Genomic DNA, 13,292 nt, shown 5'->3' on the forward strand with positions numbered 1-13,292 from the left:
ATTTTGGATAGGAGGGAATAGCCTAGCAGCAGACGCAATTTTATAAAGGGAGGCAGCTTAAGCAACAAATGGCGATAATTCCTCAGCAATCTTTCGATCGTTGCTTAACCTCGGTACTTTATTTTGTCCGCCAAGTTTACCAATGCTTTTCATGTAGTCGATAAACCCATTCTTTTTCACCAAAGAAATTTTGAGCTCGTCTAAGATATTTCCGGCGATCAGATCATCATAATACACATTCTTACTTCTAAGGTTTTCATCCACTTTTTTCGAAAAGGACGAAAGATCAGTGGGCAGGTTTTCAAACTCGATAAACCATTCGTGGTAACTCTTTCCTTTCGTTTGGCTTATGAAAGGTGCTACTGTAAATTCAACAATTTTAATATTTTCTTCGGTTGCAGCCTTCAACAATGCATACTCAACTTCTTCAGCAATTACGTGTTCTCCAAAAGCAGAAATAAAATGCTTGATCCTACCGGTTACGATTATTTTATACGGGTTCGTACTTATAAATTTAATTGTGTCGCCAATGTTATAACCCCACAACCCTGCATTATTGCTTATTATTAACGCGTAATTTTCACCCACCTTCACATCCTTTAATGAAAGACGATTCGGAGTTGCGTTGAAAATTTCTGCAGCAGGAATAAACTCAAAGAAAATACCTGAATTAGTATTTAACAGCAAACCGGGTTCCTTATAGTTATCCTGGAAAGCGAAAAAGCCTTCAGAAGCGGGAAAGAGTTCAATTGTATCAATCGGTTTCCCAATACTGTCTAACAGTTTTGCCTTGTAAGGTTCATAGTTTACTCCTCCCTGAACCATCACAGAAAAGTTTGGAAAAATGTCTTTGACTTTCTTTCCCGTTTTTTCGGTTAGTCGGTCAAAATACATTTGCATCCAAGGTGGAATACCGCTTATCAAGGTCATGTTTTGATTAATTGTTTCTTCAACAATCCGGTCTAGTTTCGTTTCCCATTCTTCAATACAATTTGTCTCATAACTTGGCATTTGGTTAGAGCGTAAGTATGCAGGCACATGATGATTTACTATTCCGCTCAACCTGCCTGTAGGAATACCTCCACTTAGATCTAAAACAGGAGAGCCGCTGAGAAAAATGAGTTTGCCATTTATGAAAGAATAGTTACCACTCAAGACCATATAGCAGAGTAAGGCATTCCGTGCAGTATTTATATGATTGGAGATAGAGTCTTTTGAAATAGGAATGTATTTGACTCCACTGGTCGTTCCGCTGGTCTTTGCAAAATAAATCGGCTTGCCTTTCCATAAAATGTCTGCTTCGCCTTTTTTTACTCGTTCGATAAAAGGTTTTAATTGTTCGTAATCTCTTACTGGAACAGCTTCTTTAAAGTCTTCGTAAGAAGCGACGTTGTCAAAATTGTGCTCTTTCCCAAAAGCAGTACTACTAGCTTTGGCGATTAACATTTCGAGAATTTTCTTCTGGTCATTGACAGCAGTAAGAGTTTCCTTTTTTATTTGATTGTAGATAAAAGAGGCAAATGGTTTAGCCAGAAAAGATTTTATACTCATGCATTTCCCAAAAAATAAAAGGGATGACAAAAGTATAGAAACCTCTACTAAAGCATTTATTTTTACTCTGATTCACCCTGTCCGTGAAATTTGCTGATTATTAAGAGACTTTTTAGACTTTTTTTAATTATTTCCGTTCTTTTCTAACTGCTTCTCCCTACCTTCGCGATCCTAATTTTGGAAAAGTTATGTTTGCAGTAGTAAAAATCGCAGGACAACAATTTAGAGTACAGGCTGGTCAAAGTTTGTATGTACCTCACCTGCAAGGTAAAACCGGAGATACTGTTGAGTTCAGTGATGTACTGTTAACAGGTAGCGAAGGCGATCTATCTTCAGGCGCAGGAGTGACAGCAAAAGTTACCGCGGAAATCGTAAGTGATCTTATTAAAGGCGATAAAGTAATCGCTTTTAAGATGAAAAGAAGAAAAGGTTTCCGTAAAAAGCTTGGGCACAGAACTCAGTATACTCAAATTAAAATTCAAAGCATCGCGTAATTGTCAGATTTATCGATGACGGATGAACTCCTACATCATGAAATCAGAACATTACAAAATCTCTAAATCAAAATATTATGGCTCATAAGAAAGGTGAAGGTTCCGTAAAAAACGGTCGTGACTCGCAGGCTAAACGCCTCGGTGTAAAAATATTTGGCGGTCAACCGGCTATTGCTGGTAATATTCTCATCCGTCAACGTGGTACTCAATATCATCCTGGGAAAAATGTTGGTCTTGGTAAAGACTTTACATTGTTTGCTTTAACAGACGGATTGGTAGAATTTAAGAAAGGAAGAAATGAAAGAACTACCGTATCTGTAGTTACAGAAGTTCCTTCAGAAGTACCTGTGGCTGAATAAATTTTGAGGGTTGGTATAAGTTTTTTAATTTTAATGGATATTTACTAACCATTAAATTTTAAAACATGGCAACTGCAAAAAAAGCTGCTCCTAAAAAGGCTGCCGCTAAGAAAGCTGCTGCACCTAAGAAAGCTGCTGCTCCAAAAAAAGCCGCTGCTGCTCCTAAGAAAGCTGCCGCAAAAAAAGCTGAAGCTCCAAAGAAAGCTGCTGCTAAAAAAGCCGCCGCTCCTAAGAAAGCTGCTGCTAAGAAAGCTGAGGCTCCTAAGAAGGCTGCCGCTAAAAAAGCCGCTCCTAAAAAAGCTGCTAAGAAATCATCTGAATAAGATTATTTCAATAGCTTAAATAGTTTAAAGTCCCGCTTATCGGGACTTTTTTTATGCCGCTTTAAAAAATAAAAAGAGGGATTTTAATAACAACGCCAATCAAAATGTGTGGGTAGAAAACTAATGAATTCGGTCACCTCTTGTTTCTAGCTCTTTCATTATGCCCGCTTCATATGCAAGCCATTGCTGCCACCTCGTTCTCACACGTTCTTTGTTGATATAAGTCTCGGCTAATTCAATAAACAATGTATAGTGACCTGCCTCACTTTCCATAAACCGGCGATAGAAATTACTTAGGTAAGCATCATTTAATCCCTCGCTTAGTCTTTTAAATCTTTCGCAGCTGCGGGCTTCTATCAAAGCAAAAATTAATAGTTTATCCAGGAACCTTTCATCATCACTTCCGTCCTTTTTTTGAAATGGCATTAACTTGTTTACATAGTCATCCTTGCGCTGCTTTCCAAGCGTTAGATTTCTTTTTTTCAACTCTGCTAATACAAGTCTAAAATGGCCCCATTCCTCAGTAACAATAGGAGCTAATTCTGTAACGAGTTTTTCCTTTTCCGAATAACGTTGTATTAAAGAAATACAACTGGTGGCAGCTTTTTGCTCGCAGTACGCGTGATCAGTTAAAATTTCTTCTAGCGAAATATTCGCAAGGTCAGCCCAACGAGGATCCGTTGGTAAGTGTAATCCTAGAATATTCTTTTGGTATTCAGTAACTTCTTCCATCAAGTGCCTTTTTTTCTGATTGTTCTTTTGTTTTTGGGCTGACAATTACAAGCAAAATTGTTGTGTCACTCCCTTGTACTTTAATTATTTTACTCGACCTTTTGTAACTACGTCAAATTCGCAGTTCTCCGATCTTTATTGCATTTCGGCAAATATCTATAACAATAGTTGAAGTGATTTAGGCAAGTCTGCTTTTATTGCAATTGGTGATTGCTTTTAAAAAAATGTATTTTCGATTCTTATTGTTTACTTATGAGAATTGTGCTTTTCACAATATGTGCTATTATAACAATTGTCTTAATTCTTGTCTTAAACATTCCTTTAAGTGTTAGCGGAAGTAAGACACCCCGTTTTGGTGCATTTTTAAGTCCTCAACATGGTTTCTGGCAAAATGCAGAACCAGCAGATGAAGACTTCAATGCTACCCTACATTTCTCTAATCTTAGGGGAAAGGTGCAAGTTTACTTTGACGACAGGCTAGTCCCTCATGTATATGCTGAAGATGAAAACGACGCCTACTTTGTACAAGGCTACCTGCATGCAAAGTTCAGGTTATGGCAAATGGAGTTTCAAACATATGCAGCTGCAGGCAGACTCAGCGAAATTATGGGCGAAAAGAGCGGAGGAAGTAATTTTCTTAAAATAGATCGTTTTTTTAGAAGGCTGGGAATGGTTTACGGGGCAGAGCAGTCTCTAAAAAAAATGGAAGCGGACCCAATTACAAAAAATGAAACGGACGCATATACGGCTGGAGTGAACGCCTACATCAGCGCACTAAAAACTAATCACATTCCTTTTGAATATAAACTTCTAAATTATCGGCCCGAAAAATGGACAAACCTTAAAACCCAATTATTTTTAAAGTACATGTCGTTTGATTTGGCGGGTGGTGACAACGATTTTGAAATGACAAACGCGAAGAACATTTTTTCTGCAACTGATATTGAACTCTTGTATCCAACAACCAGCGACAGTCTTGACCCTATAATTCCAAAAGGTACAATATTTCAACAGGCTACTGTTGTAGCCCATAAACCGTCTGCTGCTGACTCTGTTTATTTTCATTCAACCGACACTACTGAAACTCCCCTAATCATCAAGCCAAATAAAAATAATGGCAGTAATAATTGGGTGGTGGCAGGTAGCAAAACTAAAAGCGGGGCGCCCATTCTTTGTAATGATCCTCACCTAGGTTTAAACCTCCCATCCTTGTGGTACGAAATGCAGATATCTACCCCAACTTTTAATGCTTACGGAGTGAGTTTCCCCGGTGCGCCGTCAATCGTTATAGGGTTCAACGATAGTTGTGCCTGGGGAGTTACAAATGCTGGCCGGGATGTAAAGGACTATTATGAAATTAGCTTTAGGGATACCTCTATGCAGGAGTACATGTATAACGGTGATTGGAGAAGAACGACTTTTCGAAACGAAGTAATCAAGGTAAAAGGTCAGCAAGATGTCACGGAACGAATTGCCATGACTGCTTTTGGCCCTGTTATGTTTGACAAAAACTATTCTAATGTCTTAAAAGATGGAAAGTACTATGCATTGCGCTGGAAGGCGCATGATGCCAGCAACGAGTTGCTTACGTTCAATAAACTTAACCACGCTAGGAATTATGTGGATTATATAAAAGCCATAACCACTTTTCAAACACCGGGACAAAATTTTGTGTTTGCAACCAAAACAGGCAATATAGCGATACGTCAACAGGGCCAATTTCCTGCCAAGTGGAAAAGGCAAGGTGATTTTCTAATGCCCGGAACAGACACCGGTTATTTGTGGCAGGGCTTTATTCCTTCCCGGGAAAACCCATCAATCATTAATCCTGCACGTGGTTTTCTTAGCAGTGCCAATCAATTGGCTACTGATGCAACTTATCCTTATTATCTCGCTGGACAATTGGAGATTTATAGGGGTATTATTATCAATAGAAAACTCAGTCACATGTCTGATATAACTATTGCAAACATGCAAAGGTTGCAAACGGACAATTACAACGTGTTTGCAGAAATGGCAAAGCCGGTTTTTCTTAAGTATTTAGATCAAACGAAACTTACAGAAGATGAGTTACGTTACCTGGATAAATTTAAAAATTGGAATCTGCGAAGTGACATAAATGAAGAAGGCCCGACAGTCTTTAAGTTGTGGTGGGACAACTTTGCTCAAACCGTTTTTAGAGATGAATTTGCTCAAACCTCACTCCCTCTGAAGTGGCCAGATGAAAGTACTTTGCTTGAAGGATTGCTAAAGGACAGCACCTATAAATTTATTGATGACGTAAGTACTCCAGCCATTGAAAGTGTAAATGATATTGTTTTAAAGGCTTTCAAATCTGCATACAGTGATATGAAAATAGCCGACGCCGATAATAAACTAGCTTGGGGCAAGTTTAAGGACACCGGAATAAGGCATCTGTTGAAACTGCCTTCGATGAGCCAACTGCACCTGCCAATTGGTGGGGGTACGAATATTATTAATGCGACGTCCGGTGATCATGGGCCTAGCTGGAGAATGATAGTACAACTTACTGAAGACACAGAAGCATATGGAGTGTATCCGGGTGGCCAGAGTGGCAACCCTGGCAGTAAGTATTACGATCAATTTGTTGATAGCTGGGTTAATGGTAAGTATTTTCCTTTGTTGTTTGTAACAGCAGCAAATGCGCGCACAAATAGCAAAATGAAATGGAAGATGACTTTCTCAAAAGCATAGAAACTTTTAAGGATTATTTTAATGAAAACCCATTTTAGAAACCCGCAAAAAATTAAAAACTGAAGACTTAAAGACAAATCTTAAAACACAAATAATTAGAAAACCCGAAAGATAACAGCATTAAAACCATTTAAGTAAAGATTTCTGAAGCTTTGAATGATTTGCTGCTTCTTTTTATATAGTGCAAAAGAAGTCTTTCCTATAATTTTTTTTAGTTTTGGCGTCTTTTTATAACCTATTTCTTAAGTTTTCCCCAAAAAAGCGAAAATTATCCCCGTTTTTTTCTCTATTAAATTGCATACTCTTATCTTCGCGCTCCGAAAAATAGTATGTCGAAACAAGCACTGATTAAACAAGATGGTTCTATAGTTGAAGCCCTTTCAAATGCAATGTTCAGGGTTAAGTTGGAAAATGGTCACGAGATCATTGCTACTATCAGCGGAAAGATGAGGATGAATTATATCCGTATTCTGCCTGGAGATAAAGTTGGAGTCGAGATGAGCCCTTATGATTTGAGCAGAGGCAGAATTATTTTTAGATACAAATAAACTAGCTGTTAGCCTCGCTTATAGCTGCAAGCAATAGAAATTACTAATAAAAACAAGACATGAAAGTAAGAGCATCCATCAAAAAACGCAGCGCCGATTGTAAGATCGTGAGAAGAAAAGGAAAGCTGTACATCGTAAACAAAAAGAACCCTCGTTTTAAGCAGCGCCAAGGGTAATTATTTAGTTGGCAGTTAACAGAGAAATTGTTGACCGTCAAGACAAATTTTAAAATTAGAAATTAACATATGGCTCGTATTGCCGGTATAGATTTACCAAAAAATAAAAGAGGCGAAATAGGTCTTACCTATATTTATGGTATTGGTCTTTCAACTGCTCAGCACATTCTTGATGCGAATGGAATAGACAGGAATAAAAAAGTGAACCAATGGAATGATGAAGAGCAGACTGCTATTCGTAATACCATCAACAGCGAGATTAAAGTTGAAGGTGCTTTACGTAGTGAAGTTCAGATGAGCATTAAGCGCCTGATGGACATTGCTTCTTATCGTGGTCTTCGCCATCGTAAAGGTTTACCTCTTCGCGGTCAACGAACTCGTACTAACAGTCGTACAAGAAAAGGTAAGCGTAAGACAGTTGCCGGCAAAAAGAAAGTTGCCAAAAAATAAGTAGTTGTTAAGTTACCTGTTGCCTGTCAGCGGTACTAAACCTGCAACTGGCACCAGGTAGTTTGTAACTTATTATACAGCCGCCGGATCTCTATAATAGGAGGGAGGGGCTTTTTAAATCACAGATTACCTTAAAAAAAATTATGGCTAAAGCACCACAAAGGCAAGACAGCGCAAAAGCTGCTGCCAAAAAAAGAATCGTAAAAGTAGACGCCTATGGCGATGCACATATCAATGCTACTTTTAACAACATCATCATTAGTCTTACAAATAAAAGCGGCCAGGTAATTAGCTGGGGAAGTGCTGGTAAGATGGGTTTCAGAGGTTCTAAGAAGAACACGCCTTATGCCGCACAATTAGCTGCACAAGATGCCGCTAAGGTTGCATTAGACGCTGGTTTAAAAAGAGTAGATGTATTTGTAAAAGGACCAGGTTCTGGTAGAGAGGGTGCTATTCGTGCACTTGCTAACAGTGGTCTTGAAGTGACAATGATTAAAGACGTTACTCCTTTACCACACAATGGTTGTCGTCCTCCAAAAAAGCGTAGAGTATAAAATAAATCAAGAGTAAAAAGTCAAAAAGCAAAAGTTTTGACTTTTTCATTTTTCCTTTCTAATTATTCAAAAGCTGGTACAGGTCGAATTTTTAAGATTTTTAATGAACTGTACCGGGAACTAAAAAATCTAAATAACTAAGAACATGGCAAGGTACACTGGTCCAAAGACCAAGATTTCAAGAATGTTTGGAGAGCCTATATTAGGCAACGGAAAGTGGTTAGGGAAAAACAGCAACCCTCCGGGAATGCACGGTGCTCAGCGTAAGCGCAAAACTTTAGGTGAGTATGCATTACAGTTGAAAGAGAAGCAAAAAGCAAAATACTCTTACGGCGTGTTAGAGAAACAATTCCGCAACACATTCGTAGAGGCTGCACGTCGTAAAGGTGTAACAGGTGAGAACCTTATTAAGTTATTAGAAGCTCGTTTAGACAACACAGTTTTCCGTTTAGGTATTGCGATTAGCCGTCCTGCTGCCCGCCAGCTGGTTGCTCATAAGCATGTAACCGTAAACGGTATGGTTGTAAATGTTCCTTCTTATCAATTACAGCCTGGTGATATAATTGGTCTAAAAGAAAAGAGCGCTATCAATACTGCTGTTACTAGCAATATTCGTGGTAGGAATCCCAAGTTTGGCTGGTTAGACTGGAATGAAGCTGAAATGAAAGGGACTTTCATAGCTTATCCTGAAAGAGAAAGTGTTCCTGAGAATATCAAGGAGCAACTGATCGTGGAATTGTATAGCAAGTAAGATAGTGAGTTATGAGTAGTGAATTTCAATTGCTTTCACTTACCACTGACAACTAACTTTTCACACAAATATTAAATCAATAAATCGTCAATAAATAATGGCCATTTTAAATTTTCAGAAACCCGACAAAATCGTTTTACAGAAAGCTAATGATTTTGATGCCCAGTTTGAGTTTCGTCCTTTGGAGCCAGGTTATGGCCTTACCATTGGAAACGCACTTCGTAGAGTGTTATTGAGTTCACTGGAGGGTTATGCCATTGTAGGTATTAAGATAGAAGGAGCCGAGCATGAATTTGCTACATTGAAAGGCATCACAGAAGACGTAACCGAAATAGTATTAAATCTAAAGCAGGTTCGTTTCAAAAAGAGAGTTGACGGAGACGTTAACAACGAAAAAGTAACATTGAGCATTAAAAATCAAACCGAGTTTACTGCAGGTATGATTGGAGATGCTACACAAGCTTTTGAAGTAATGAATCCAATGTTGCTTATTTGTACCATGGATAACAGCTCTAAGCTTGATATCGAAATTACTATTGCAAAAGGTCGTGGATATGTCCCAGCTGAAGATAATAGAGTAAAAGACTCTGTTTTTGGATATATTCCTATCGATAGTATTCACACACCGATCAAAAACGTAAAGTACACTATCGAAAATACCAGGGTTGAACAAAGAACCGACTTTGAAAAACTGGTAATGGATGTCGCTACAGATGGTACTATTCATCCTGAAGAAGCTGTTAAGCAAGCTTCTCGTATTTTGATCCAGCACCTGATGATCATTACAGATGAAAACATCACTTTTGACAGCAAAGAAGAAAAGAAAGAAGACCTCGTAGATGAGCAAACATTGCAACTTCGTAAGGTTCTAAAAACTCCACTTGAAGATCTTGATCTTTCAGTTCGTGCATTCAACTGCCTTAAAGCTGCTAAGATCAACAGTTTAAGCGAATTGGTTCAATACGAACAAGAAGACCTGATGAAGTTTAGAAACTTCGGTCAAAAGTCTTTAAGTGAAATCGAACAAGTTCTGAACGAAAGAGGCCTAGGCTTCGGAATGGACCTTGGTAAATTAGGTGTAGATAAAGATGATTATTAAAAAGTAAAAAGGCAAAAGTAAAAAGTCGAAAAACAAGTTTTTAATTTTCACTTTTTACTTTTGATTTCTCACCGGTTGTAATTCCTGACACGGTACAACTCATAAAACAAAACATGTCATGCGTCACGGAGACAAAATCAACAATTTAGGCCGTAAAAAGGCCCACCGCTCAGCGTTACTTAGTAACCTCGCGGCTCAGTTAATCGCTAATAAGCGTATCACTACAACATTGGCGAAAGCAAAAGCTTTAAGAACTTATGTTGAGCCCCTTATTACAAAGGCGAAAGAAAATACTACTCACCAACGTCGTATTGTGTTCAGTTATCTTCAAGATAAAGAGTCTATCAAAGAATTATTTGATGTGGTTCGTTTGAAGGTAGAAGGTCGCCCAGGTGGTTATACACGTATCATTAAGTTAGGAGCCAGGGTAGGTGACAATGCTGAATTGGCGATGATCGAGTTGGTTGACTACAACGAGATATACGGTAAAGGCGTTGCAACTGATACTACTGAGACCGCTAAAAGAACACGTCGTGGACGTAGCAAAAAAGGTGGCGAAGGAACAGCAACTGCTGCTACTTCAACCCCTGAAGCTACGACAGCTACGGATCTTCCTGCTGCTACTGATGCAAATGCTGATGCTGCTGTTATCGACAATAACCCTGAAGAGAAAGCTGCTGAGTAATGTTAGCTTACAAAATATCAAAAGGCAAAGTCATTACGGCTTTGCCTTTTTTGTTGTTGGTAACTTTAGCATAACGTTTTTCAGGATAACAATAATTTTGGGTCGCTCTTAAGAAAGATAGCAACATGGTTGCGTCGCACAATTGTACGGCAAATATTTTTTGAACAATTTGAACAAGCACTAACTTCCAAATGAACAAACAAGCTACAGCAATTTTACTTCTTGCAGACGGAACAACTTATTACGGTAAAGCCTTTGGAAAAACCGGAACCACCACAGGTGAGATTTGTTTTAACACAGGCATGACTGGCTACCAGGAAGTGTTTACAGACCCCAGTTATTACGGGCAAATAGTTATAATGAATAATGTCCACGTGGGCAATTACGGAGTGAAGGAAAGTGACGTAGAAAGTGCGACAGTAAAAATTCAGGGACTTATCGGAAGAAATCTGGAAGAGCTTTATAGTAGGAAACAAGCCAAGGGCTCGCTTGATGAGTATTTAAAGCAAAACAATATTGTTTCTATTGAAGATGTCGATACAAGGGCCCTTGTAGCTCATGTGCGTACTAAGGGTGCGATGAATTGTATTATCTCTTCTGAAATTTTGGAAGTTGAGCAATTGAAACAGGAGCTCGCAAAGGTGCCGAGCATGGACGGGCTTGAGTTGGCTTCGAGAGTATCGACACAAGAGGCTTATGAGCAAGGCGATAAAAGCTCTCCAATAAAAATTGCAGTTATCGATTATGGCGTTAAGCAAAATATCTTGACCTGCATGACATCTAGAGGTGCACACGTAAAGGTTTTTCCTGCAACAGCTACCCTTAGTGATATGAAGAGCTTCAATCCAAATGGTTACTTTATTTCAAATGGTCCCGGCGATCCTGCGGCTATGGATTATGCAGTCGATACCTTGAAGGAGATTTTACAAGAAGACAAGCCTGTATTTGGTATTTGCTTAGGCCACCAGTTGTTAGCACTTGCCAATGACATTCCTACTTATAAGATGCATCATGGTCATAGAGGATTGAATCATCCTGTAAAAAATATTATTACAGGTTTATGTGAGATTACTACGCAAAATCATGGCTTTGGTGTAGACCCGGAAGCAGTAAAAAGCAACTCAAATATTGAGATTACCCACATTAACCTTAACGATGACAGCATCGAAGGTATTAGGATGAAAGATAAGCCTGCTTTTAGCGTTCAATACCACCCTGAAAGTTTTCCTGGCCCACACGACAGCCGGTATCTATTTGATGATTTTATTGGCATGATGAAATAACTCAAGCAGCCTCACTAAAGGGGAGGCTTTGAAAGCTATCTATATGCTATACTAAACTGCCTATCATTTTATCAATGTCTTTAAAATTCCCCTTTCAGGGGCTAGGGTTATGAAAATAGCAATCATCAACGGCCCTAATTTAAACCTGCTTGGTAAGCGAGAGCCGGAGGTATATGGTTCAAAGGATTTTGAGCAGTATTTTCTAGAACTCCAAAACAAATTCCCGGAGGTGACTTTTACTTATTATCAAAGTAATGTGGAGGGCGAGTTGATAAACAAGTTACAGGAAGTAGGTTTTAGTTATGATGGTATTGTCATGAATCCCGGCGGTTACACTCACACTTCTGTAGCCATTGGAGATGCCATAGCTGCTATCACAACTCCCGTTATTGAAGTTCATATAAGTAACATTCATGCAAGGGAAGACTTCAGAAAAATAAGTCACGTTTCCGCGAAATGTAAAGGCACTATTGCTGGTCTTGGATTGAAGGGATACCAGCTAGCCCTCATCAGTCTTATTGAGAAAGAGGGCACAAATAGGTAGCTACTTTCGCCTCAAACTCCAATAATCACTTTGGGACTTTAACAGCACATTTCCTATAATTAGGATAAATCCGTCTAATTTTATTCTCTCAATATCTACCAATGAAGTCGCTATTCATTTTGTTTCTAACCATCTCTTTCGCAGGCAATGCACAGTGGAAAAGCTACCGGATAACCAGTAATAACGATACCATTAATTGTGTTGATAAAAATGATTTAAAGCAAGGCAGATGGTCGATTAAAATTGAAGGTTTGCGAGGTGAACCTGGTCGCGACGAAGAAGGTGTTTTTAAAGATGGGAAAAAAGAAGGCCTTTGGAGAACTTATACGAGTATGGGTGATTTATATGCTATCGAAAACTATCGCTGGGGAAATAAAGACGGTAAGTGCCAATACTATAATATTACCGGCATAGTAAGGGAAGAAAGTTGGAAGGCGGTTAATCCCGAAAACCCCTATGATACAATAGACGTCTACGATCCTGTAGATCAGAATAAGATGCATAGGCAAATAGTAAAAATGGAAGGCTCCTCTGTGAAACATGGAACTTGGAATTTTTACGAAGACGGACTTATTAAAAGGAGCGAGAATTATTTCTTAGATAAACGGCAGGATCTTTTCAAACCAGGATTAGCAGAAGGAGAAGTTGCAAGTGACACGAAAGCCGCCAAAGCTGCGGTTAAAACCAAACCTAAAGAAGTGATGGAATTTGAGAAAAAAGTCGGTAAAAAGAAAGTTAAGGTGATTGACGGCACTACTTTTTAAAGTGCTCATCTCAGCTAATCAAAAGAGTTTTCCTGTGTTTTAGGTTAAATTATTGAATTGCTTATAATAAACTAGGGCCTCCTTTGGGAGGCTTTTTTATTGGATCTACAGGGAAATAACGAAGTGCAGGAGTGTGATAAGCTTATATCCGTCCGCAACTTAAAGACCCATATTCTATCTAAGGGCTGAGAAATTTACCATGCCTCAAATAATCCCTGCCTTTGTAAGTGTCATACCCTTGTACTGAATAACTCTATTTCGAGG

16 protein-coding genes are annotated in these 13,292 nt (G+C 38.8%); 14 read left to right on the top strand and 2 right to left on the bottom strand.

The genetic code is table 11. The annotated features are described in order from the left end of the window. Positions 1-57: 57 nt before the first annotated feature. Positions 58-1,551, bottom strand: coding sequence for a GH3 auxin-responsive promoter family protein (locus SAE01_RS06860; protein WP_147202929.1), 1,494 nt, complete (start codon positions 1,549-1,551; stop codon positions 58-60). Between the two features lie 188 nt (positions 1,552-1,739). Here SAE01_RS06860 and rplU point away from each other — a divergent pair, with 188 nt between their 5' ends. The 3 genes from rplU to SAE01_RS06875 all read left to right on the top strand — a co-directional run bounded on the left by rplU (position 1,740) and on the right by SAE01_RS06875 (position 2,727). Continuing rightward, the gene (rplU, locus tag SAE01_RS06865; protein ID WP_147202930.1) at positions 1,740-2,045 is read left to right on the top strand and encodes a 50S ribosomal protein L21; all 306 of its coding nucleotides are present in this window, start codon (positions 1,740-1,742) and stop codon (positions 2,043-2,045) included. Between the two features lie 77 nt (positions 2,046-2,122). Then, on the top strand, positions 2,123-2,404 hold the full coding sequence (gene rpmA / locus SAE01_RS06870) for a 50S ribosomal protein L27 (protein WP_147202931.1): 282 nt from the start codon (positions 2,123-2,125) through the stop codon (positions 2,402-2,404). A gap of 65 nt (positions 2,405-2,469) precedes the next feature. Further along, positions 2,470-2,727 (top strand): hypothetical protein, encoded by a 258-nt coding sequence (locus tag SAE01_RS06875; protein ID WP_147202932.1) that lies wholly within the window; start codon positions 2,470-2,472, stop codon positions 2,725-2,727. 120 nt (positions 2,728-2,847) lie between these two features. Here SAE01_RS06875 and SAE01_RS06880 read toward each other — a convergent pair whose 3' ends face one another. Beyond that, on the bottom strand, positions 2,848-3,459 hold the full coding sequence (locus SAE01_RS06880) for a MiaE family protein (protein WP_147202933.1): 612 nt from the start codon (positions 3,457-3,459) through the stop codon (positions 2,848-2,850). Positions 3,460-3,711: 252 nt separating this feature from the next. Here SAE01_RS06880 and SAE01_RS06885 point away from each other — a divergent pair, with 252 nt between their 5' ends. From SAE01_RS06885 to SAE01_RS06935, 11 genes are all read left to right on the top strand, one after another. Continuing rightward, entirely contained in the window at positions 3,712-6,174 is a 2,463-nt protein-coding gene (locus SAE01_RS06885) for a penicillin acylase family protein (RefSeq protein ID WP_147202934.1), read from the top strand. Positions 6,175-6,503: 329 nt separating this feature from the next. Further along, entirely contained in the window at positions 6,504-6,722 is a 219-nt protein-coding gene (gene infA, locus SAE01_RS06890) for a translation initiation factor IF-1 (RefSeq protein WP_018612876.1), read from the top strand. A gap of 59 nt (positions 6,723-6,781) precedes the next feature. Next, positions 6,782-6,898, top strand: coding sequence for a type B 50S ribosomal protein L36 (gene ykgO, locus SAE01_RS06895; RefSeq protein ID WP_147202935.1), 117 nt, complete (start codon positions 6,782-6,784; stop codon positions 6,896-6,898). Positions 6,899-6,967: 69 nt separating this feature from the next. Beyond that, entirely contained in the window at positions 6,968-7,348 is a 381-nt protein-coding gene (gene rpsM, locus SAE01_RS06900; RefSeq protein ID WP_147202936.1) for a 30S ribosomal protein S13, read from the top strand. A gap of 143 nt (positions 7,349-7,491) precedes the next feature. Continuing rightward, entirely contained in the window at positions 7,492-7,902 is a 411-nt protein-coding gene (gene rpsK / locus SAE01_RS06905; RefSeq protein ID WP_147202937.1) for a 30S ribosomal protein S11, read from the top strand. 145 nt (positions 7,903-8,047) lie between these two features. Beyond that, positions 8,048-8,653: a 30S ribosomal protein S4 gene (gene rpsD / locus SAE01_RS06910; protein ID WP_147202938.1), complete on the top strand. Its 606-nt coding sequence runs from the start codon at positions 8,048-8,050 to the stop codon at positions 8,651-8,653. Between the two features lie 97 nt (positions 8,654-8,750). After that, positions 8,751-9,752, top strand: a complete 1,002-nt coding sequence (locus SAE01_RS06915; protein WP_147202939.1) for a DNA-directed RNA polymerase subunit alpha — start codon at positions 8,751-8,753, stop codon at positions 9,750-9,752. 118 nt (positions 9,753-9,870) lie between these two features. Next, positions 9,871-10,437 carry a 50S ribosomal protein L17 gene (gene rplQ, locus SAE01_RS06920; RefSeq protein ID WP_147202940.1) on the top strand — a complete coding sequence of 189 codons (567 nt, stop codon included), beginning with the start codon at positions 9,871-9,873 and terminating at the stop codon, positions 10,435-10,437. A gap of 191 nt (positions 10,438-10,628) precedes the next feature. After that, positions 10,629-11,720 (top strand): glutamine-hydrolyzing carbamoyl-phosphate synthase small subunit, encoded by a 1,092-nt coding sequence (gene carA / locus SAE01_RS06925; protein WP_147202941.1) that lies wholly within the window; start codon positions 10,629-10,631, stop codon positions 11,718-11,720. Between the two features lie 109 nt (positions 11,721-11,829). Then, a complete protein-coding gene (gene aroQ, locus SAE01_RS06930; RefSeq protein ID WP_147202942.1) occupies positions 11,830-12,264 on the top strand; it encodes a type II 3-dehydroquinate dehydratase in 435 nt (144 codons plus the stop codon). 101 nt (positions 12,265-12,365) lie between these two features. Continuing rightward, a complete protein-coding gene (locus SAE01_RS06935) occupies positions 12,366-13,028 on the top strand; it encodes a toxin-antitoxin system YwqK family antitoxin (protein WP_147202943.1) in 663 nt (220 codons plus the stop codon). Positions 13,029-13,292 lie beyond the last annotated feature (264 nt).

Origin of the sequence: Segetibacter aerophilus (genome assembly GCF_007991655.1) — a bacterium.
Lineage (GTDB): Bacteria > Bacteroidota > Bacteroidia > Chitinophagales > Chitinophagaceae > Segetibacter > Segetibacter aerophilus.